This is a genomic window from Desulfovibrionales bacterium (genome assembly GCA_028715605.1).
Lineage (GTDB): Bacteria > Desulfobacterota > QYQD01 > QYQD01 > QYQD01 > QYQD01.
On the sequence record JAQURM010000010.1, the window covers coordinates 19456 to 40301 of the forward strand.

Genomic DNA, 20846 nt, shown 5'->3' on the forward strand with positions numbered 1-20846 from the left:
ACCATGAGCTATGAACTTTTTATTTAATAAGCCCGTAATCCCTGAGCACAGCCTTCAGGCGTTCCACATTTTTCGGTGACATGGGCGACAGCGGCAGCCTGAGTTCCGGCGAAATCATGCCCATGAGTCCAAGCGCCGTCTTTGCCGGTATGGGATTGGTCTCATAAAACATGGCTTGGCAAAGCGGGAGAAGTTTATAGTGCAGTTCCTGGGCCTTTTGTCGGTCCTGGGACTCAAAGGCATTATAAAGATCGGCCATGTCCTTTGGCGCCACATTGGATACCACGGAGATAACTCCCTTACCACCCACAGCCAGTGTAGGTAAGACCGTAAAGTCGTCTCCGGATACCAGACTGAATTTCTTATTGGAGAGGCGTATAACCTCGCTGATTTGCTGTAATGAGCCCGTGGCCTCCTTGATTCCTATGATATTTTTTATCTCAGCCAGACGGGCCACTGTTTCGGGCAGCATGTTGACACTGGTCCGGCCGGGGACATTATAGAGAACGATGGGGATATCGACTTTATCTGCCACGGCCTTGAAATGCTGATAGAGTCCCTCCTGTGTGGGTTTATTATAGTAAGGGGTGATTAACAGCGCCGCATCAGCGCCGGCTTTCTGGGCATGTTTGGTCAATAGTATGGATTCAGACGTGCTATTGGAGCCTGTACCGGCCACTACCGGCACCCGGCCGGCCACCGTCTGTACCGTGATCTCAACTACAGACATATGTTCCTCGTGGGAAAGCGTAGCCGCTTCGCCGGTTGTCCCGCAGGGAATAATAGCGTGCGTGCCGTTTTTAATCTGAAATTCTATGAGCTTTTTTAAGCCCTTCTCATCTACCTTGCCCTTTTTGAAGGGAGTGACAATAGCCACCATAGCCCCTTTTGCTATCTCTGCTGTTTTCCGTTTCATAGTTCTTCCTCCCTTAATAGACCTTCATAGACAATTTTTGCCTCGCCTTCCAGAAAGACGTGGCTTATGCCCTCCGGGCCGGATTTAAAATAGACGTCAAGTATTTCTCCGCCGCGCGTTTGTACGTGAACCGGCGGTACAATCCCGTGTTTCAGAGAGGCGATGATGGCTGCGGCCACTGATCCTGTGCCGCAGGCCAGGGTCTCATCCTCCACCCCCCGCTCGTAGGTGCGTATGGAGATATTTTGTCTGTCCAAGACCCGGACAAGATTAACGTTGGTGCCGGCCGGCTGAAACTCGGCATGAAAACGGATGCTCCGGCCCCACTCAGAGACATTTACTTTATCCAGGTCGGGGACAAAATGGACGACATGCGGTACGCCCGTGTTTATGAAATGTACAACGTATTTTCCTTGATTTGTCAAGACTTTTATATCCATGCGCAGATCCCGCGGGGGCACCATCTCCAGTTTCACCCGATGATCGGTCACTTCGGCCCGGATCAAGCCGGCGATGGTCTCAAAGGTCATCTCAGGACCGGCTATCCGGTTTACGTAGGCAAAACGGGCCGCACAGCGCCCGCCGTTACCGCACATCTCGGCCTCGCTGCCATCGGCATTATAAAATCGCCACTTGAAATCGGCATCGGACATACTGGGAGGTTCGATTAGAATTAAACCGTCGGCCCCTACCGATACCTTGCGGCGGCACAGTCGGCGGGCCCACGCGGATCCCTCATTGACACCAACTAGACCGGAACGGTTGTCAATAATGATGAAATCATTACCGCTGCCGCTCATTTTATAAAAAGACAGCCTTTTCCCCATGGACTATTTTACCTGAGAACCTTGCAGAAAATCCGGTATCTTCTCACCCCGAACCAGGGATTGGCGGGTCTCGCGGCGCCGGATGACGGAAAAATCACGGCCCTTGACCATAACCTCGGCCACCCGCGGCCGGCTGTTATAGTTGGAAGACATGGAAAAACCATAGGCCCCCGCACTCATAACCGCCATAAGATCGCCGGGGGCAAAATCCGGAAGCTCCCGGTCTCTGGCCAGGAAATCACCGGATTCACAGATAGGCCCCACCACGTCTGCCTTTATCTTTTCTCCGGCATACTTATCTCTGACCGGCCAGATGGCATGATAGGAGCCGTAAAGACTGGGCCGGGCCAGATCATTCATGCCGGCATCCACGATCAGAAAATGCCTGCTCCCATTATTCTTGGTGTACAAGACCCTGGTTACCAGCGCCCCGGCATTCCCCACAATCACCCTTCCGGGTTCGAGGATCAGTGTAACGTCCATATCGCGCATGTTTTTTATAATGGCCTCGGCATAGGCAAAGGGATGCGGGGGCTCTTCCTGGTCGTAGCGGATGCCCAACCCGCCGCCCAGATCCAGATAACGGATATTAATGCCGTCTGTTTGCAGTCGGGCAATGAGATCCTTCAACTTTACTAAGGCATCAATGAATGGCGCTACCTCTGTGATCTGGGAGCCGATATGGCAGCTCACGCCTACAATTTCTACGTGGGAAAGGCTGCGTGCCTCTCTGTATTCTTTAAGAGAACGCCCGATGTCTATGCCAAATTTATTTTTCTTTAGTCCCGTAGAGATATATGGATGTGTCCTGGGGTCAACATCAGGGTTGACCCTCAAGGCAATACGGGCCTTCTTTTTCATCCGGGCCGCTATCTTATTTATGGCCAAAAGCTCCTGAGAAGACTCGATATTGAACATCAGGATGCCGGCCCGCAGGGCATCTTGAATCTCATCAGTGCGCTTCCCCACGCCGGAATAGACGACCTTGTCGGGCGAAACACCGGCCTTGAGGGCCCGGTATAGTTCCCCGCCGGAGACAATATCCGCGCCGCTCCCCAGGTTGGCCAGGAGCCTGACGACAGCCAGGTTCGAGTTGGCCTTTAGAGCGAAACAGACCAGATGAGGAACTTTGCCGAAGGCCTGGTCAAACGTCTTGAAATGGTGGCTTAATGTGGCGTGGCTGTAGAGGTAAAAAGGGGTCCCCACCGCCCCGGCAATAGTGGCAACCGGCACGTTTTCACAATATAATTCATCAGCGACGTAGTTAAAGTGATGCAAGCCTTTTCCCCTCTCAAAAAGATACTACTCGGCCCATACCCTGACCTCAAGGGACATCATACTTTCATTCTGCCGGGGCGAAGAATCCAGGGCGGTTACCGCATAATGATACACTTCCCCTTTGCGTACCTCTTTGTCTGTATAGCGTCCTGATTTCTCCGGCTCCCGGGAAAGGCATCGCCACTTGTCTTCTTCTTTCGTCCGCCTATAGACGCGATAACCGGCCAGATCAGACTCTGTATTGTCTATCCATCTTAGGACGATGCCTTCCGGTGAAGCTATGGCCGATAGACCCGTAGGCGGGGCCGGCGGCGTCATATCTTTAGGGAGGGCTGTAACCTCGTCGCTCTCCGGGCCTTCAATAAGGGTAGTTTTTACTGACCGTACGGCGCGTACCCTATAGGTGTAAAACGCATCATTGGCTATTGCGGTATCTGTAAATGCAGTATTGGAAAGGAGTCCGGCCGCCGGCAGACGCTCGTACGGCCCGTCTCCTTCGCGCCGGTAAATATAATAAGAAAGCGGCTCACCCACGGCTGACCCGTCTGATAACCTTTCCGGGGCCTTCCAGCTAAGTACAATCTGACCATCTCCGGTCTGGACGTTGAAGGCTGCCGGCGGACCGGGTGGCGCGTCCCAATAGATGATTACGGGCCTGGCTTCCTCTCCTATACGGCCGTCATCATCTACGGCCTGTATGGTATAGACATATTTATAGCCGTAGGCCGGATCGGTATCGACAAATTGCACCAGATTATCACCGGCTGTTTCCTTGTTTGGGCCGGGCCACCTGACATTGAAGATGTCTGTATAGTGTACGGGGCATCTGGGACAATCTTCGGCAAATGTATAGCTAGCTCTCAGCACCCGGAAACCGGAAAGGCGGGTTAAAGGAGAACCATCCTTGCGTTTTATGGGCGGCTTCCAGGCGAGCACGATGGCCTTTTCCGCCAAACGGGCGGAAACCCCGGTCACGGCCTGAGGGACTACCTCCCGCGGCGGGCGGGGCGGCATCTTCTTGCCGCAGGCCAGGAGGCCAAGCGCCAGGCCGGTAATAATAACCATTCTCCAGGCCAAAGACTTTGTCACTTAAGCTCCTTCTCGGCGGCCTTAAGGGCCGCCAGTACCAGTCTGCGGGCCGTTCCTCCGGTTGAGGCCCGGCTTTCTACTGACTTTTCCAGGCGGATATATTCGAAGACATCGGCCTCAACCCTATCCGAAAATTTTTTAAGTTCATCCAAGGATAAGTCGGTAAGTTCGCAACCCTTATCCAGGCAATAACGCACTATCCGGCCGACGATAGCATGGGCCTCCCGGAAAGGCACTTCCCGTAAAACCAGGTAGTCCGCCAGGTCCGTAGCCGTCAGAAATCCCTTCCGCACGGCCTTATTTATCTTATCCCGCCGGATATCGATCTGCCCCAGCATGGCGCTATAGACGGTCAATACCCGGGCAACTGTATCCACCGCATCAAAGAGGGCCTCCTTGTCTTCCTGCATGTCCCGGTTATAGGCCAGAGGCAACCCCTTCATCACGGTGAGCAGGGAAAGAAGATGGCCGAAGACTCGTCCGGCCTTTCCCCGTACCAGTTCCGGGACATCAGGGTTTTTCTTCTGCGGCATTATGCTGCTGCCTGTACAAAAGGCATCGCCTATCTCAATAAAGGAGAACTCGCTGCTCGACCAGAGGATAAGTTCTTCCGAAAGGCGGCTCAAATGTACCATGAGGATAGAGCAGTCCGCCAGAAACTCCAGAGCAAAGTCCCTGTCGCTTACTGCATCGATGCTGTTGGCGGAGACTGAGGGGAAATCCAGCAGTTTGGCCACATAGCGCCGGTCAATGGGAAGCCCCGTGCCGGCCAGGGCCGCGCTCCCCAGGGGAAGGACGTTAACCCGCTTGAGACATTCGGAAAACCGCTCCCGGTCCCTTTTTAACATCTCGTAATAAGCGAGGAGGTGATGCGCCAGGAGCACCGGCTGGGCCCTTTGCAGGTGCGTGTATCCGGGCATAATGACGTCGTTGTACCGGCGGGACAGACCTACCAAGCTTTGCTGTAATTCTTTAATCAGGCCGATAATCTCCTGCACCTTATCCCGCAGGTAAAGCCGCACATCAGTGGCCACCTGGTCATTGCGGCTTCTGGCGGTATGCAGTTTTTCCCCGGCCGGCCCGATTTTGTCAACGAGGGCCTTTTCAATATGCATATGGATGTCTTCCAGGGAAGGGGTAAAAAGAAATTGGCCCCGGTCAATCTCTTTCTTTATGGCCCGGAGGCCGTTAATGATAAGCCTGGCTTCATCTTTAGTGATGAGCTTCTGTCTGGCCAGCATCCGGCAGTGGGCAATGCTGCCTTCGATATCATAGGGATAAAGCCTGCGGTCAAAATGGATGGAGGCTGTAAATTCCTCTACCAACCCGGATGTTTTTTGGCGAAACCGGCCGCCCCAGGGTTTTTTCTGTGTCATATCTTATGAACGCCTCTTTCTTTGTAAGGCCTGCACTTTTAGCCGCAATCCGTTCAGGCGTATAAAACCCTCGGCATCCTTTTGTCGATAGATATCATCTTCTTCAAAGGTGGCCAGTTCCTGCATGTAAAGCGACTGTTCAGATTTGCGGCCTACGACCGTGCAGTTGCCTTTATAGAGTTTGAGCCGCACCGTTCCCGTCACCGTGGTCTGGGTCTCGTCCATAGTCTTTTGCAGGAGGCGCATCTCCGGCGAAAACCAGAAACCGTAATAGATCATCTCGGCGTAGCGGGGGATGAGGCCGTCGCGGATGTGCATGACCTCCCGGTCCATGGTGATCGATTCCAGGGCCTGATGGGCTATGCGCAGGATTGTCCCGCCCGGGGTTTCATATACCCCGCGCGATTTCATGCCCACAAAGCGATTTTCGACAATGTCCACCCGGCCGATACCGTTTAACCCCCCGAGCTCGTTTAATCCGGTCAGGAGGTCAACGGGCTGTATGGCTAACCCGTCTATGGCCACGGGGTCTCCCTTAGCAAAGTCAATTTCTATATAAGTCGGTTTTGACGGCGCCTTTTCCGGCGAGCGAGTAAGGGCGAACATATCCTGTGGCGGTTCTTGCCATGGGTCCTCCAGGATGCCCCCTTCATAACTTATGTGCAGGAGATTGCAGTCACAGCTATAAGGTTTTTTCTTGGTAGTGGGGACGGGGATGCCGTGCTTCCGGGCGAATTTGATGAGGTCCTGACGTGCTCTAAAATCCCATTCCCGCCAGGGGGCAATGATAATCAGGCCGGGGTCGATAGCCATATAGCTCAGCTCGAAACGCACCTGGTCGTTACCTTTACCTGTGGCCCCATGGCTGACGGCATTGGCCTTTTCTTTTCTGGCGATCTCCACCTGGCGGCGGGCGATAAGCGGCCGGGCCAGTGATGTGCCGAGGAGATAGCCGCTCTCATAGACCACATTGGCCCGAAAGGCAGGGAAGACATAATCACGCACAAAGGTATCCCGCAGGTCATCTATATAGACCTTGTCTGCGCCCGTATCTATGGCCTTTTTTCTGAGGGCTTCCCAGTCTTCCGGCTGGCCGATGTTGGCCACAAAGGCTGTTACCGGACATCGATAGGTCTCTTTAAGCCATCTCAGTATGACCGAGGTATCCAGCCCGCCGGAGTAGGCCAGCACAATCTTTTTGACTTTTTCTGCCATTCCAACCCTGCCTAATCTTAATAGATTTGTAAAAAATCTCTTCACCGCTGAGCACGCAGAGTCCGCAGAGAAAAATTGTAGGTTATTGAATATGTTATCTCAGCGTTCTCCGCGGGCTCTGCGGTATTTTTTACTTTTTATGGATTCATCAATCTTGATCTCAAATCATTTAATCATCATGGCCAGTATGGCCTTGTGGACGTGCATTTTGTTTTCGGCCTGGTCAAATACTACCGACTGCGGCCCTTCCAGGACTTCGGCAGTTATCTCTTCACCTCTATGTGCCGGCAGACAGTGGAGAACTATAGTATCGCCCTTAGCCCGGCGCAGCAGTTCACTGTTGATCTGGTAGGGCCTGAAGACCTTCCGGCGCTCAGCCGCCTCCTCTTCCTGCCCCATGCTGGCCCAGACATCCGTGTTGATAACATCGGCGCCTTCTACCGCCTTTGCCGGATCCTCGAAAAGCAGGATGGGTTTTTGAGCCTTTTTCAGGGCTGGTTCCAGGACATCTGTTCGTGGTCCATAACCTCTGGGGCAGGCCAGGGAAAGGGCGAACCCCAGCGTGGCCGCGGCCTCGATCCAGGAGTGGGCCACGTTATTTCCGTCTCCTACCCAGGCCACCTTTAAGTCTTCTATAGCGCCCTTTTTTTCAATAACGGTCATGACATCGCTTAGAATCTGGCACGGATGGTAGAGGTCAGTAAGACCGTTTATCACCGGGATGGTGGCGTGAGCCGCCAACTCTCCGACCGTCTCCTGGGCAAAGGTTCGTATCACAAGCCCGTCCAGATACCGGGATAGAACGCGGGCCGTATCAGCCAGCGGCTCCTGACGGGCTAACTGGGTATCCCGGGTGGACAGGAAAGTGACGTTGCCTCCGAGCTGGAACATGGCGGCCTCAAAAGAGACGCGGGTACGGGTGGAGGCCTTTTCAAAGATGAGGCCGATGGTCTTACCGACCAGCGGCCGGTAAGAAGTATCCCCTTTATCTTTCTTAAAGGCCATAGCCCGCGTGATAATAGCCCGTATATCTTCCTTCGTCAGGTCGTTGATACCCAAAAGGTCTTTTTTCATAGTCTTTTCCTGCATTCTTCGTCCAGGGCGCCAAGGAGCAAATCGATTTCCGTCCTGGTTACTATAAGGGGCGGCGTAAACCGCAATATATTCCCCTGGGTACAGTTTATGAGGAAACCTTTATCGAGAAGGTTTGTTACAAAATCAGCGCCATCGACTTTTAGCCCCAGCCCCAGGATAAGTCCCAGGCCGCGCACTTCCTTAATGAGAGAAGGATAGCGGGCAGTCAGATCCTCCAGCCCCTGTTTGAAATATCCGCCCATTTCCCGGCAGTGTGAAAGGAAGTTGCCTTCCAGCAGGGTCTTTAGAACCACGGTAGCGGCCGCACAGACTACCGGATTGCCGCCAAAGGTCGAGGCATGCGTGCCCGGCGTAAAGGAACCGGCAACCTCTTCCCGGGCCAAAAATGCGCCCAGAGGAAGTCCGTTGGCCAGGGCCTTGGCCAGGGTCATCATGTCCGGTTTTATCCCGTAATGCTCATAGGCAAACAGGGTCCCGGTACGGCCCATACCGACCTGAACCTCGTCCAGAATAAGGAGCAGCCCGTGCGCATCGCACAATTTTCTAACTGCCGGTAAATAGTCGGGAGAAAACAATACGACCCCGCCTTCACCCTGGATCGGTTCCATAAGGATGGCGCAGGTCTTCGCAGTTATGGCCTGTTTCATGGCTCCTAAGTCACCGGCCGGCACGTGCCTAAAGCCGTCCACAAGGGGCTCAAAACCCTTGTGGAATTTTTCCTGCCCGGTGGCCGAGAGGGTAGCCAGAGTGCGGCCATGAAATGATCCCTGGAGGCAGATAATTTCGTAACGGCCCTCGCCAAAACGGTCTCGTGAATATTTTCGCGCCAGTTTGATAGCCGCCTCATTGGCCTCTGCCCCGCTGTTACAGAAGAAGACCTGGTCGGCAAAGGAGTGTTCGATCAGCAGTTCGGCCAGTTCTATCTGGGGCACGGTATAGTAAAGGTTTGAGACATGTACGAGTTTCTGTGCCTGGCGGCGCACGGCCTCCGCGACCTCAGGGTGGGCATGCCCCAGGCTACAGACCGCAATCCCGGCCACAAAATCAAGATACATCTTCCCGTCGGAGTCGAATACCCGGCAGCCCTTTCCTTCTACCAGGGTAACCGGGCTACGGCCATAGGTGTGCATAATATAACGGTCCGATAAACTCATCCAGTCTTTCTTGCCTGCGTCCATATTTCGTCTTCCTATGGTATGACCTGGGTGCCGACCCCGCTCTGGGTAAATATCTCCAGGAGGACGGCATGCTCAATCCGGCCATCGATAATATGGGCCTTTTCTACGCCTTCGGTTAACGCCTTAAGGCAGCAGTTGACCTTGGGGATCATCCCGCCGGTAATAAAACCATCAGACAGCATTTTTCCGGCCTGCTCCGTAGTCAGCGATTGAACCAGCTCCCCGTCTTTATCCAACACCCCCGAAACGTCCGTGAGCAGGATGAGCTTGGCCGCCTTTAAAGCGCCGGCCACTGCTCCGGCTACGAGGTCGGCATTAATATTGTATGATTCTCCCTCTGCCCCTACCCCTATAGGGGCGATGACCGGTATAAACTGGCTGTCTTCAAGGGCCTTAAGGACTGCGGCATCTACAGCCGTGATCTCACCGATCATGCCCGCGTCTATAATCTCAGGGGGCAGGTCTTCCCCCCGTGACTGGTAAACATGCATCTTTTTGGCCTGTAGTAAGCGCCCATCCTTACCGCCCAGACCCACGGCCCGGCCCCCGCTCTGATTGATAAGAGTGACGATCTCTTTGTTGACCTTGCCTCCCAGCACCATTTCTACAACGCTCATGGTCTCACTGTCCGTGACGCGCAGACCCTGAACAAAGGTGGACTGGATGCCCATGCGTTTCAGAACTTCGCCTATCTGCGGGCCGCCGCCATGAATAACTATGGGACGCAGGCCGATATAACGCATGAGGACCACGTCCCGGGCAAAGCTTTTTTTGAGGTGGTTGTTGACCATGGCGTGTCCGCCATATTTTATGACCACCGTCTTTCCGTAAAATGTCTGAATGTAGGGCAGGGCCTCGATCAATACCCTGGCCTTTTCCACCCACTCTTCCATTCGGCACACCATATTCGTTATTATAAAATAAACCGGCTGAGGTCCTCATCCTTGACGATCTCGTTTAATCTGTCACGGACGTAACCGGCCGTTATCGTAAAAGACATATTGGTCATCTCCGGGGCATTAAACGATATCTCATCAAGAAGTTTTTCCATGACCGTGTGCAGCCGCCGCGCGCCGATGTTCTCGGTACGTTCGTTAACCACTGTGGCTATGGAGGCGATTTCCTCAATGCCGTCGGGCTCGAATATAAGTTCTACTTTTTCCGTGGCCATGAGGGACTGGTACTGGGTAACCAGCGCATTTTGCGGCTCGGTCAAAATACGTACAAAATCACCCTTGCCCAGGGCCTTTAGTTCTACCCTTATAGGGAAACGGCCCTGCAACTCGGGAATCAGGTCCGAGGGCTTGGCCATATGAAAGGCCCCGCTGGCGATGAAAAGGATATGATCGGTTTTGACCAGGCCATACTTGGTATTGACCGTTGTCCCCTCCACGACGGGCAAGAGGTCTCTCTGTACGCCGAGGCGCGATACGTCAGGGCCATGTCCGTGCTCATGGCTGGCTATCTTGTCGATCTCATCCAGAAAGATAATGCCGGTCTGCTCAACACGTTTTCTGGCCTGCTCCGTAACCGCGTCCATATCAATCAGGCGCTGGCTTTCTTCCTGGGCCAGAATCTCCAGGGCCTCCGGCACCTTTACCTTCCGTTTCTTTGTCTTTGCAGGGAAGAGATTCCCGAACATCTCTTTTAAATTAATATCCATGTCTTCCAGGCCTGCGGCAGAAAATACCTCAACTACGGGCACAGCCCTCTGTGAGACCTCAAGATCTACATAACGATCGTTTAACTTCCCATTGCGAAGAAGCTTACGTAATTTTTCGCGGGTCTCAGTCCTTTCCGCTGACGGCTGGGGCGGCTGCTCCGGCGGTAACGTCCCGGAAAGCGGCGCTGGAGCGGTTCCCCGCACCGGCGGCAGAAGGATATCCAGCAGTTTCTCCTCAGCGATCTCCGCGGCCTTGACCTTTACCTTTTCCCGTTCCTCAGCCTTGACCATGTTTACCGCCAGCTCGGTCAGGTCGCGAATCATAGACTCCACATCCCGGCCCACATAGCCTACTTCGGTAAACTTACTGGCTTCTATTTTTAAGAATGGCGACTGGGTAAGCTTGGCCAGACGTCTGGCGATCTCGGTCTTGCCCACACCCGTAGGCCCGATCATGATTATGTTCTTGGGGGCGATTTCATCGCGCAGTTCCTCAGGAACCTGTTGCCGCCGCCAGCGGTTTCGAAGCGCAATGGCTACCGCGCGTTTAGCCTCGGCCTGTCCGACTACGTACTTGTCCAGTTCAGCTACAATCTGGCGCGGGGTTAAGGTCTCCATGTCGATCATAATTTTTCTACCACTATTATTTCGTTAGTATAGATGCAGACTGAAGCGGCAATGCGCATGGCCTCTCTGGCAATACTCTCGGCATCAAGGTCTGAAGACGAGACCAGGGCCCGGGCCGCGGCCAGGGCATAGGGGCCGCCGGAACCTATGGCCAGAACCCCGTCATCCGGTTCGATAACGTCGCCTGCCCCGGAAATAAGAAAGGAATGTTCCATATCCACGGCTATTAAGAAGGCCTCCAGGCGCCTAAGTATCCGGTCTGTCCGCCAATCTTTGGCCAGTTCCACTACGGAACGGACCAGGTTGCCGGAGTGTTTTTCCAGCTTTTGTTCCAGCCGCTCAAACAAGGTAAAGGCATCGGCGGTAGCCCCGGCAAAACCGGTAATGACCTTATCCTGGTACAGGCGGCGCACCTTACGGGCCTGGTGCTTCATGATGGTGTTGCCCAGGGTTACCTGACCGTCTCCGGCCACCACTACCTCTCCTCTGTGGCGCACGGCCAGTATCGTCGTCCCTCTTATGTCTTCCGGGGCATTTTTCATTTATGCAGACTCCTCACTTACTTATTGCCTTTGGCCTTGGGATGGGCGCTGTCGTAAACGGCCATCAGTTTGTCCAGGCCGACATGGGTGTATTTCTGTGTGGTAGAAAGGCTGACATGGCCGAGCATCTCCTGCACGGAGCGCAGGTCCGCGCCCATGTCCAGGAGATGGGTGGCGAACGTATGCCTTAAGGCATGCGGATACACGTGCTTGAATAGCCCGGCCATCTCGCCATATTTTCCGACCAGCCGTTCTACACTCCTGGCAGTAAGCCGGCCGCCGCGGCTATTGATAAAAAGCGGATCCACATCCTGCGCGCCGGTTTTGCGCATGGTTTTCTGACTTTTCTCCTTGTACTCCTTAAGGGCCTCCAATGCCCGGCTGCCGACGGGCACGATGCGCTCCTTACCACCCTTGCCCATCACGCGCGCTATACCCAGGGGAAAATCTATGCTATCCGTATTCATGGCCACAAGTTCACCGACACGCAGACCGCAAGAATAAAGGAGTTCCAGGATAGCCCGGTCCCGTAAGGTCAAAAACTCGTTCCCTTTCGGCGATTCCACCAGGGCAAAAATCTCATCCACAGGCAAGAACGTAGGCAGAAATTTTTCCTGTTTGGGGCTGGAAACCAGTTCCGCGGGATTATGCGGCAAAAACCCGCGTTTGACCAGGTAACGGAAAAAACTGCGGATGGAGGCAAGTTTGCGCCCTATGGAGGAACGCTTATTCCTGGCGTATAAGTGGGCCAGAAAATTGCGGATGGACAGATGGTCGATGGCCTCAATAGTCGCCTTATCACCCAGAAAAGAGGCAAATTGTAAAAGATCGCTCTCATAATTGCGCAGGGTATGCGGAGAGTAGTTCTTTTCTATCTTTAGATAGGAAAGGAATATGGAAATATGTTTTTTCACAACCAGCCCTGAAAGTTAAGAAAAATAGGATATTATTACTAACATATCCGTTGTAATTTTCAAATAAAAAACGGTAACACTAAAGCTTTCGTGAAAGACAATGAAACTACAGAGGGCACCGAGAAATAAAAGGGGGGGCAAAAGTCAGAAGCCTGAACACAGAATACAGAAGGGGTTAAGAAAAAATGGGCCCCCGGTATCGTGTCTCCTGTCTTCCGACTCCTGAATTATACATTCTGAACACTTACGGAGGAAATGGAAATAAAAACTAAGAGGTCACGGAGGGTATGGAATAAAGAATTATCTAACGCCTTGTTATTAAAGAAATTCTCTGTGTGCTCTGTGCTTAAAAGGGTAAGGGCGTGCCGTACGGCACGCCCGATAGCGGTTATTCTATATTCACTTTTATTTGCTTAGGCTTGGCTTCTTCCTGTTTAGGGACGATGATTTCCAGTACCCCATTTGAGAATTTCGCCTTGATCTTGTCCGCCTCCAGACTAGCGGGCAGGGCAAAAGAACGGGTAAATACCCCGTAAGAACGCTCGATACGGTGGTAGTTTTCCTGTTTAACATCTTTCTGGAATCTCCGTTCCCCGCTCAGGGCAAGGGTGTTATCCTTCATCTCCACCCGGATGTCTTCCTGATTCAAGCCAGGCAGGTCGGCCTGTATGACTATCGCCTCTGCTGTCTCATAAATATCCACCGGGGGCGCCCAACTGCCCTGGATTAATTCCTCTCTTTTTCCCGTGCGGCCCAGGCTTTCCTCGAAAAGTCGATTCATCCTCTCCTGTAAAGACAATAAATCCCTGAAAGGTTCCCATTTGACAATCGGCATAAGTAAATCCTCCTTTGAGATATGTTTTATCTGACTTCTGTCTCCTGTATTCTGAATTCTGCATCTTACGCTGCTTTCTTAAAGACGATTTCTTTCTTATCGTCCGTGTCTATCAGGATCGAATCTCCTTCCTGAAATGCCCCTTCCAGCAATTTCAGGGCGAGGCCGTCCTGTATATACTTCTGGATAGCCCTCTTAAGGGGCCTGGCCCCGAAGACCGGATCGAAGCCGACCCTGGCCAGGAATTCCTTGACCCCGTCGGTCAGCTTGATCTTGAAGTGCCGGTCGGCGAGACGCTTCTTCAGGAGTTCGATCTGGATGTCGATAATCTTTTCCAATTGTTCCATCTCCAGGCCGTGGAAAATGATTATCTCGTCGATCCGGTTCAGAAATTCCGGTCTGAACTGTGTATGCAAGGCATCCATGACCCTTCGCACCATCTCCTCCCGGTCTTTTTCGCCCAAATCCTGTATATATTGGCTGCCTATATTGGAGGTCATGATGATAATGGTGTTCTTGAAGTCCACGGTTCGCCCCTGACCATCGGTCATGCGGCCGTCATCCAGTATCTGCAGGAGTGAATTAAAGACCTCGGGATGGGCCTTCTCTATCTCGTCAAAGAGCAGTACGGTGTAGGGCCGGCGGCGTACCGCTTCCGTTAGATACCCCCCTTCTTCATAGCCGACGTACCCCGGAGGGGCGCCGATAAGTCTGGCCACGGAGTGTTTCTCCATAAATTCGGACATATCCAGGCGCACCATGGCCTGTTCGTCGTCAAACATAAACTCGGCCAGGGCCTTGGCCAGCTCGGTCTTGCCTACACCCGTCGGTCCCATAAAGATGAAAGAGCCGATGGGGCGGTTGGGATCCTGGAGGCCGGAACGGGCCCGGCGCACGGCATTGGCTACGGCGCGGATGGCGTCTTCCTGGCCGATTACGCGCCGGCGCAGGCGGTCTTCCATGTGGATGAGCTTTTGTTTCTCGCTTTCCATCATACGGGAGACCGGTATCCCGGTCCAACGAGAAACCACCTCGGCTATGTCTTCTTCATCCACCTCTTCTTTAAGCATCTTCTGATCGGCCTGCAATTCTTCCAGTTCCTTTTTATTCGCCTCGAGTTGTTTCTCCAGATCCGGAAGCAGGCCGTAGCGAATCTCTGCGGCCCTGGCCAAGTCGCCGTTTCTTTCGGCCTGGGCCTCTTTATTCTTGGCCTCTTCAATCTTTTCCTTAATGGAGCGTATATTCTGGATAACCTCTTTTTCCCTATGCCAGTGGGCCTTCATGGCATCGCTTTTTTCACGCAAATCCGCTAATTCCTTCTCGATCTTCTCCAATCTTTCCCTGGAGGCCACATCTGTCTCCTTGCGCAGGGCCTCACGCTCGATCTCAAGTTGTACGGCCTTTCTTTGTACCTCATCAATTTCGCCGGGGAGGCTGTCTATCTCGATGCGCAGTTTAGAGGCCGCCTCATCGATGAGATCAATGGCCTTGTCCGGTAAAAAGCGGTCGGTTATATACCGGTTTGATAAGGTGGCGGCCGCTACTATGGCCGAGTCCTTAATGCGTACGCCGTGATGAACCTCATATTTTTCTTTAAGCCCGCGTAAGATAGATATGGTGTCTTCCTCGTTCGGTTCGGTGACCAGTACCGGCTGGAACCTGCGTTCCAGGGCCGCGTCCTTCTCGATATGTTTTCTGTATTCATCGAGCGTGGTGGCCCCGATACAATGCAGCTCACCACGGGCCAGGGCCGGTTTGAGCATGTTTGAGGCATCAATAGCCCCCTCGGCCGCCCCGGCGCCGACCAGGGTATGCATCTCGTCGATAAACAGGATTATCTGGCCGTGTTTCTCCTGAATCTCTTTTAATACGGCCTTCAAACGATCCTCAAACTCCCCCCGGTATTTAGCGCCGGCGACCAGGGCGCCCATGTCCAGGGTTACCACCTGTTTGTCTTTCAGGGTCTCCGGTATATCCCCGCCGACAATGCGCTGGGCCAGGCCTTCTACAATAGCGGTCTTGCCGACCCCGGGTTCACCGATAAGTACCGGGTTGTTTTTGGTCCGTCTGGAAAGCACCTGGATAACGCGGCGGATCTCTTCATCGCGGCCTATGACCGGGTCAAGCTTACCTGACCGGGCCTGGGTCGTAAGGTCCCGGCCGTAGCGTTCCAGGGCCTGATATTTTTCCTCCGGGTTCGGATCGGTCACCCTCTGACTGCCCCGGATACTGAGAAGGGCCTGCATCACCGTCTCGCGGCTGATGCCTTTTTGCTGGAGGATATCCGCTATTGCTGAGCCTTTTGTCTCCAGCATGGCCATGAGGAGATGTTCCTGACTGACGTAGTCGTCCCGCATCTCCTCGGCTATCTTAAGGGAGCGGTCCAGCATACTTTTTAAGAGGGGCGAGATATAGGCCCCTTGAAAGCCTGTGCCGGAAACCTTGGAGAGACTTTCCAACCGTTGCTCCACTCCGGCCATAACCGCTTTCGGATCGACGCCTGTTTTTTTCAAGATAGCGGGGACAAGACCCTCCGGTTGTTCCAGAAGCGCGGCCATCAGATGTTCCGGCTCTATCTGCTGATGCCCCTTGCTTTCCGCGAGTTGCTGGGCGCTTTGTATGGCTTCCTGGGATTTTATGGTTAATTTTTCGAATCGCATAATTCCTCCACAAAATCTGCGTTCCTTTTCATCCTAAAAAGAATTTTCTATGCCACCAAGTTAAGCATCCGGACAGGGCCTGTCAAGCTATGGTCAGGACTTCAATATATCCTTTAGAATCTTTGCCTGGCGCATGCGGTTCAATTCGGTATGGTTGGTGAGGTCGAAGTGCAGGGGCGTAATGGATATCAGGTTGCGGGAGAGGGCCCAGGTATCTATGTCTTTTCCCTCCCGCATGAAATGGGTTTCTCCCGCCTGCCAGTAATAAACATTATCTCTGGGATCCATACGTTTGTCAAACCGTTCCACAAAGCGGGAAATTCCCTGACGGGTTAATGCGATGCCGCGGATATCCTCCGGCGGGACGGCCGGTATGTTGACGTTAAGTAAGGTGGCCGAGTCCAGCTCCAGTTCAGTTACGTGCCTGATGAGCTTGCGGATAAAATGAGCGGCAAAGGAAAAGTCGGGGTCTTTAAAGGTATTTAAAGATACGGCTATAGAGGGGATGCCTAATATGGCCCCTTCGGTGGCCGCGGAGACCGTACCGGAATAAAGGACATTTATCCCCACGTTAGCCCCGAGGTTAATGCCGGAAAGCACGATATCCGGAGGCGTATCCAGGATTTCATTGATGGCGATCTTTACGCAATCGGCCGGTGTTCCTGAAACCGCCAGGCCGAGGAAATTTTTATTGAGACGTATTTCACGGACGCGGAGGGGATTTAGGAGTGTGATCGCGTGTCCAACCGCACTTTGCTCACTTTCCGGGGCAACCACGGAGACCCTGTAGTGCGGAGCCAGGGCGTCATAAAGGGCATGGAGTCCCTTGGCGTGTATCCCGTCATCATTGGTCAAAAGAATATGCAAGGTAATATCCTCCAGGATTTGTGTATAATTTCAAATTCCAGAATCCAAAGTTCAAATTAATGCCAAATGACTAAATATCGTGACACCTTAGGTGCTTGAAACAGTCCTGCGCTCAGAAAAGGCTGTTAATCAGGAACTCACGAACTCATGAAAGAACAGAGCAACCAGAAGCCGAACTGCTGAAAATCAATTTCTCAAAAATACTTTCCTGATTTCCTGAGTTCCTGATTCAAAACTAAATATCAAGCTTGAGCTTTCAGCTTCGAACTTGGCTAAATAATAGGTGTTGAAAAAGAATCTTGTCAATGGTTATCTTTCTTGCTAAGAACTATAAGACAATTTCTTTATAGCAGGTGGTTTCTAAAAGTATGGAGAAGCAGAAAGTTAAAGGAGAACCTCTTTCCGCACTCTACTTTCCGTTTACGTATACCCGGGAAGGACTGCTTAAGAGCGTCCTCTTCTTTTTTGACAGCCTGGTCCTTTATCAGCCCTCCGAATGGCAGTCATCGCCGCTTTATCCGGAGATGGTAAGGTCCGGCCTTCTCCGTCTGGAAGCCCCCCTTCCGGCCGGTTCTGAGCTGCCGGCCCTGAAGCGAAGAGTGCGGGAGATCCTGTCCTGGGGCGATTTTGTCTTCAACTCCGGCCAGCTTGGCTGTTTGAAGCATATCAAGGAGTCAGGGACCGGTGTAGAGGGGTATGGAGAGATAATGGCCGCACTCAGGGGTGAAGAGTCTATGCCGCCGGCCTTTGACGAACTTCCCGCAATCCAGCTCTTCCTGCACCTGGCGCAGGAACACGACCAGCGGGAAGACGAGACGGCACGCCTGGACTTCAAGGTCAGCATGCAGGAGAGTAAGCTGTGGTCGGAGCTTTTGATAGATGGAGAAAGGCCTTCTCATGCCGCACCCGCCTCCATACCCGATAGGGAGGATACCATTTCCATTGCCACCCGGCTTAAGGCTTGGTCACGCCTGTTTGAGGAAGGCTTTCACGGGGCCGGGATACCCTTCACAGACAGGCCTGCGGCGCTGGAGTTGTTACCGCCCAATGAACTCATTTTGACGATTCCACTCCCTGATCTGAGCGGCCGGGACTTTCCTGAGGTCTTGGAAATCCGTGAGCAAGGCAGGGCGTCAGAGGCTGTAACTTTGATTAAAGCTTATGTAAGGCAGGCAGTTAAACGCCTTGCTACGTCTTCCCGGGCAGGGGAGGACATTAAAGACCTGGACGATGCCCGTTTAAAGGGCGCGCTCCAGACACTGGGCGAAGAGAGTTCCCGCCTGAGCAACTTACCCCCGTATAACCTTTCTCTTTATATCTTCCCCGGTACTCCCACAGCAGGTCTGTTTTCAAAAGGTGTCTCTGACGAACGGAACGGGTTCATTTTCCTGCTGACGAAAGGCAGCGCTCATGAAACCATCTGACAGGCTGGAGATCGAAAAATACGGGAATATCCTTGACCATATCGGGCGCACCCCTCTTGCACCCATCATACGCATAAATCCTTACCGGAACGTTACCATCCTGGCCAAACTGGAGATGTTCAATCCGGGCGGGTCGATTAAGGACCGTGTGGCTCTGGCCATGATCGAGGCTGCGGAAGAGACCGGGGGGCTGAAAAAGGGGATGACCGTGCTCGAGGCCACGAGCGGCAATACCGGCATCGGCCTGGCCCTGGTAAGCGCGGTCAAGGGCTACCGTTGTATGCTGGTCATGTCTGAATCCGCCAGTATAGAAAGACGTAGGATTTTGGAGGCCTTTGGGACGGAGATAATCCTCACCCCGGCCAACCTGGGCACGGATGGGGCCATTGAGGAGGCCTATGCCTTGGCCCGCGAATATCCGGAGCGTTATTTTATGACCGACCAGTTTAATAATGAAAATAACTGGAAGGCCCATTATACAGGCACCGGGCCGGAGATCCGGGAACAGACCGGGGGGCAGGTCAGCGCCATTGTCATTGGTCTCGGGACGACCGGGACGGCTATGGGTGTTTCCCGTTATATCAAAGAGCAAAATCCGGCCGTGAAAATTATAGGCGTCGAGCCTTACTTAAAGCACAAGATTCAGGGCCTGAAGAACATGAAGGAATCCTACAAGCCCGGCATCTTCGATAAAAACAGGCTGGATGAGATCATAAATATCCATGATGAAGAGGCCTTTGCTATGGCCCGCCGCCTGGCCAAAGAAGAGGGGCTTTTTGTCGGCATGAGTTCCGGAGCGGCTATGGCCGCGGCCCTGGAAGTCGCCCGGCGCATGGAAAAGGGGATTATTGTCACGATCTTCCCCGATGGCGGTGACCGGTATCTGAGCACCGATCTCTTTGCCAAAGAGATCAAAGCACCCTCTAAGGAGACCGCCTCCCAACTGAAGTTCTACAATACCCTGACCCGAAAAAAAGAGGTCTTCGAATCTATTGCGCCGGGTAAGACAGGTATGTACTCGTGCGGCCCGACCGCGCATGAGCTCGCGCACCTGGGGATTTGCCGGCGCTTTATAGCCGCAGATTTAATCAGACGCTACCTGGAGTTCAAAGGCTACGCGGTCACCCATATTATGAACATCACGGATATAGACGACAAGACCATCCAGGGTTCCGAGCAGGCCGGACAGTCCTTAAAAGAGTTTACGGAAAGGTATATCCGGGAATTCATGCAGGATATAGATACGCTCGGTGTCTTACGGGCCACGGTTTATCCGCGGGCTACCGAGCACGTGGAAGACATGCTGGCCATGACCAGGACCCTTCTCGAAAAGGGTTATGCCTATGAAAAACACCACTCCATTTATTACGACCTTTCCAAGTTTCCGCACTATGGACGCCTGTCGCGCATAAAACTGGACAAGATAAAGGTCGGGACTACGGTTGATCTCGATGAGTATGAGAAAGACAACCCCATGGATTTTACCCTCCTGAAACGTTCCAGCCTGTCTGAATTGAAAAAGGGTGTTTTTTACAAGACTGAATGGGGGAATCTCAGGCCGGGCTGGCACATTGAATGCGCCGCCATGTCCCTCAAGTATCTCGGTCCGACCTTTGATGTCCATACCAGCGGGAGTGATCTGATCTTCCCGCATCATGAAAATGAGATCGCCATCGCCGAGGCCTTTACCGGCAAGGCTATGGCCAGATACTGGCTGCACAGCGCCCTGGTCATGGTAAACGGCAAGAAGATGTCCCGTTCAGCCGGTAATTTTATTACCTTACGGGACCTGCCGGAAAAGGGATATACCGGCCGGGAGATTCGTTTCCTTCTTATTTCTACGCATTATCGGAAACCCCTGCGTTTTTCCTACCGGAGCCTCGATGCAGCGCAGAGTTCGCTCAGGAGGCTGGACGATCTCATCCACCGTCTGAATGTGCTTATCCCCGGAGAACCGCATCCGGAGGCGGCCACGTATGTATCGACCCTGGAGCAGGAATTCATCGTGGCCATGGATGACGACCTGAATGTGGCCGGGGCCTTGGCCGCCCTTTTCAACTTCATCAAAAAGATAAACCCGATTATGGATGCTCGTAAGCTGGATCGCGACCAGATCGCCTACACCCTGGCCGTCCTGAAAAAGCTGGATGCCGTGTTCGGAATCATGGATTTCAAGGAAGAGACGCTCGCTCCGGAGATTGCGGCCCTGATTGAGAAGAGGGAAGAGGCCCGCGAGAGAAAAGATTGGGTACTGGCCGATCAGATGCGCGAACAACTCTCCGCTCATGGTATAATGGTTATCGACACGCCGCGCGGCCCCATCTGGCGGAAGAAATAGAG

At 53.2% G+C, this 20846-nt stretch carries 17 protein-coding genes; 2 read left to right on the forward strand and 15 right to left on the reverse strand.

The genetic code is table 11. The annotated features are described in order from the left end of the window. Nucleotides 1–19: 19 nt before the first annotated feature. From dapA to surE, 15 genes are all read right to left on the reverse strand, one after another. The gene (gene dapA / locus PHT49_09825) at nt 20–916 is read right to left on the reverse strand and encodes a 4-hydroxy-tetrahydrodipicolinate synthase (GenBank protein ID MDD5452178.1); all 897 of its coding nucleotides are present in this window, start codon (nt 914–916) and stop codon (nt 20–22) included. Continuing rightward, nucleotides 913–1743, reverse strand: coding sequence for a diaminopimelate epimerase (gene dapF / locus PHT49_09830; GenBank protein ID MDD5452179.1), 831 nt, complete (start codon nt 1741–1743; stop codon nt 913–915). Before dapF ends, dapA begins: the two co-directional genes overlap by 4 nt. 3 nt (nt 1744–1746) lie before the next feature. Further along, nucleotides 1747–3021, reverse strand: a complete 1275-nt coding sequence (gene lysA / locus PHT49_09835) for a diaminopimelate decarboxylase (protein ID MDD5452180.1) — start codon at nt 3019–3021, stop codon at nt 1747–1749. Between the two features lie 24 nt (nt 3022–3045). Then, entirely contained in the window at nt 3046–4110 is a 1065-nt protein-coding gene (locus PHT49_09840; GenBank protein ID MDD5452181.1) for a hypothetical protein, read from the reverse strand. Then, nucleotides 4107–5486 carry an argininosuccinate lyase gene (gene argH / locus PHT49_09845; protein MDD5452182.1) on the reverse strand — a complete coding sequence of 460 codons (1380 nt, stop codon included), beginning with the start codon at nt 5484–5486 and terminating at the stop codon, nt 4107–4109. The genes PHT49_09840 and argH overlap by 4 nt, the downstream gene beginning before the upstream one ends. Before the next feature lie 3 nt (nt 5487–5489). Continuing rightward, entirely contained in the window at nt 5490–6701 is a 1212-nt protein-coding gene (locus PHT49_09850; GenBank protein ID MDD5452183.1) for an argininosuccinate synthase, read from the reverse strand. Between the two features lie 165 nt (nt 6702–6866). Continuing rightward, on the reverse strand, nt 6867–7775 hold the full coding sequence (gene argF, locus PHT49_09855) for an ornithine carbamoyltransferase (protein MDD5452184.1): 909 nt from the start codon (nt 7773–7775) through the stop codon (nt 6867–6869). Beyond that, a complete protein-coding gene (locus PHT49_09860; protein MDD5452185.1) occupies nt 7772–8974 on the reverse strand; it encodes an acetylornithine transaminase in 1203 nt (400 codons plus the stop codon). The genes argF and PHT49_09860 overlap by 4 nt, the downstream gene beginning before the upstream one ends. A gap of 11 nt (nt 8975–8985) precedes the next feature. After that, nucleotides 8986–9867: an acetylglutamate kinase gene (gene argB / locus PHT49_09865; GenBank protein ID MDD5452186.1), complete on the reverse strand. Its 882-nt coding sequence runs from the start codon at nt 9865–9867 to the stop codon at nt 8986–8988. A 20-nt stretch (nt 9868–9887) separates the two neighbouring features. Continuing rightward, nucleotides 9888–11255, reverse strand: coding sequence for an ATP-dependent protease ATPase subunit HslU (hslU, locus tag PHT49_09870; protein ID MDD5452187.1), 1368 nt, complete (start codon nt 11253–11255; stop codon nt 9888–9890). Nucleotides 11256–11260: 5 nt separating this feature from the next. Next, on the reverse strand, nt 11261–11806 hold the full coding sequence (hslV, locus tag PHT49_09875; GenBank protein ID MDD5452188.1) for an ATP-dependent protease subunit HslV: 546 nt from the start codon (nt 11804–11806) through the stop codon (nt 11261–11263). Nucleotides 11807–11823: 17 nt separating this feature from the next. Continuing rightward, the gene (gene xerC, locus PHT49_09880) at nt 11824–12720 is read right to left on the reverse strand and encodes a tyrosine recombinase XerC (GenBank protein MDD5452189.1); all 897 of its coding nucleotides are present in this window, start codon (nt 12718–12720) and stop codon (nt 11824–11826) included. A gap of 388 nt (nt 12721–13108) precedes the next feature. Next, the gene (locus PHT49_09885; protein MDD5452190.1) at nt 13109–13555 is read right to left on the reverse strand and encodes an Hsp20/alpha crystallin family protein; all 447 of its coding nucleotides are present in this window, start codon (nt 13553–13555) and stop codon (nt 13109–13111) included. Nucleotides 13556–13620: 65 nt separating this feature from the next. After that, nucleotides 13621–16215 (reverse strand): ATP-dependent chaperone ClpB, encoded by a 2595-nt coding sequence (gene clpB / locus PHT49_09890; protein MDD5452191.1) that lies wholly within the window; start codon nt 16213–16215, stop codon nt 13621–13623. A gap of 93 nt (nt 16216–16308) precedes the next feature. Then, nucleotides 16309–17082 (reverse strand): 5'/3'-nucleotidase SurE, encoded by a 774-nt coding sequence (gene surE, locus PHT49_09895; GenBank protein ID MDD5452192.1) that lies wholly within the window; start codon nt 17080–17082, stop codon nt 16309–16311. Nucleotides 17083–17450: 368 nt separating this feature from the next. Between surE and PHT49_09900 the strand changes: the two genes are divergently transcribed. Together PHT49_09900 and cysS are read left to right on the forward strand one after the other, a co-directional pair. Next, nucleotides 17451–18506 (forward strand): hypothetical protein, encoded by a 1056-nt coding sequence (locus PHT49_09900; GenBank protein MDD5452193.1) that lies wholly within the window; start codon nt 17451–17453, stop codon nt 18504–18506. Continuing rightward, nucleotides 18493–20844 (forward strand): cysteine--tRNA ligase, encoded by a 2352-nt coding sequence (gene cysS, locus PHT49_09905; GenBank protein MDD5452194.1) that lies wholly within the window; start codon nt 18493–18495, stop codon nt 20842–20844. The genes PHT49_09900 and cysS overlap by 14 nt, the downstream gene beginning before the upstream one ends. Nucleotides 20845–20846 lie beyond the last annotated feature (2 nt).

Bases quoted from the DNA above. Each gene is read 5' to 3' on its own strand.
- dapA (MDD5452178.1), bottom strand. From the start codon at position 916: ATGAAACGGAAAACAGCAGAGATAGCAAAAGGGGCTATGGTGGCTATT.
- dapF (MDD5452179.1), bottom strand. From the start codon at position 1,743: ATGGGGAAAAGGCTGTCTTTTTATAAAATGAGCGGCAGCGGTAATGAT.
- argH (MDD5452182.1), bottom strand. From the start codon at position 5,486: ATGACACAGAAAAAACCCTGGGGCGGCCGGTTTCGCCAAAAAACATCC.
- PHT49_09850 (MDD5452183.1), bottom strand. From the start codon at position 6,701: ATGGCAGAAAAAGTCAAAAAGATTGTGCTGGCCTACTCCGGCGGGCTG.
- argF (MDD5452184.1), bottom strand. From the start codon at position 7,775: ATGAAAAAAGACCTTTTGGGTATCAACGACCTGACGAAGGAAGATATA.
- PHT49_09860 (MDD5452185.1), bottom strand. From the start codon at position 8,974: ATGGACGCAGGCAAGAAAGACTGGATGAGTTTATCGGACCGTTATATT.
- argB (MDD5452186.1), bottom strand. From the start codon at position 9,867: ATGGAAGAGTGGGTGGAAAAGGCCAGGGTATTGATCGAGGCCCTGCCC.
- hslU (MDD5452187.1), bottom strand. From the start codon at position 11,255: ATGGAGACCTTAACCCCGCGCCAGATTGTAGCTGAACTGGACAAGTAC.
- hslV (MDD5452188.1), bottom strand. From the start codon at position 11,806: ATGAAAAATGCCCCGGAAGACATAAGAGGGACGACGATACTGGCCGTG.
- PHT49_09885 (MDD5452190.1), bottom strand. From the start codon at position 13,555: ATGCCGATTGTCAAATGGGAACCTTTCAGGGATTTATTGTCTTTACAG.
- clpB (MDD5452191.1), bottom strand. From the start codon at position 16,215: ATGCGATTCGAAAAATTAACCATAAAATCCCAGGAAGCCATACAAAGC.
- PHT49_09900 (MDD5452193.1), top strand. From the start codon at position 17,451: ATGGAGAAGCAGAAAGTTAAAGGAGAACCTCTTTCCGCACTCTACTTT.
- cysS (MDD5452194.1), top strand. From the start codon at position 18,493: ATGAAACCATCTGACAGGCTGGAGATCGAAAAATACGGGAATATCCTT.